This window comes from Ferroplasma sp. Type II (assembly GCF_000496155.1).
In genome coordinates this window covers 3,501-4,320 of record NZ_KI542798.1, presented here as the reverse complement: position 1 = coordinate 4,320, position 820 = coordinate 3,501, and the positions used below count along the sequence as shown (strand labels likewise).

The window sequence follows — 820 nt, the reverse complement described above, 5'->3', positions numbered from 1 at the left end:
ATTTTAGAATAATGCACGAGCGGCCTAAATCACTGAAATATCCTGTGGATATAATGGTAGCTTTAGACCCAGATACACTATTCGAGCATATGTTCGATGTGTCCAAGGGAGCAAAGGTTGTTTATGATTCAGCTTTTAACGGATTTAGCCTTAAAAATGCTAGAATGATCACATCTGATACAAGCGGAAGAATAGAGGATGAACTTTTATCAATGAATCTTACCCTAGACATTCAGGGAGTTCTTGAATACTTCAAGAAAACGGGAATAGATGTAATAGCTATACCTTTTGACAAACTGATCAACGAAAATGTGCACAATGGACCGGCAAACCGTTATTATAACACACTCGGGGCGGGGGTCACTCTGGCATTGCTTGGTCTGGATGAGGACCATGCAGATGAGGGTATAAAGTTTGCCTTCAAGAAAAAGCCAGCTGTAATAGAATCAAATATTCAGGTAATAAAAGCAGCATACGATTACGTTGCAGGTTCTTCAATAAAAACGGAAACATTGCCAACATATCCTGCAACCGCAAGAATGCTTCTGACAGGCAATGATGCAACAGCCATTGGCAAATTAATGGGCGGTCTCAGGTTTCAGACCTATTATCCAATAACGCCAGCAAGTGATGAAAGCACACTACTGGAAAGCCATGAAGAAATGAAGTTCCTGGAATCTGCCGGAAAAGATCTGAAGAAAGCAGGGCTTGTGGTAGTACAGTGTGAGGATGAACTTTCTGCAATAAACATGGCAAACGGTGCAGCTCTTACAGGAACCAGAAGTGCTACTGCAACATCCGGTCCAGGATTCTCACTTAT

Annotated in this window: 1 protein-coding gene; it reads left to right on the top strand. The window is 41.7% G+C overall.

Going from position 1 to position 820, the window contains the following annotated elements; genetic code table 11:
• Positions 1–53 precede the first annotated feature (53 nt).
• A partial coding sequence (locus AMDU4_RS12010; RefSeq protein WP_290705286.1) for a 2-oxoacid:acceptor oxidoreductase family protein occupies positions 54–820 on the top strand: 767 nt, incomplete at its 3' end.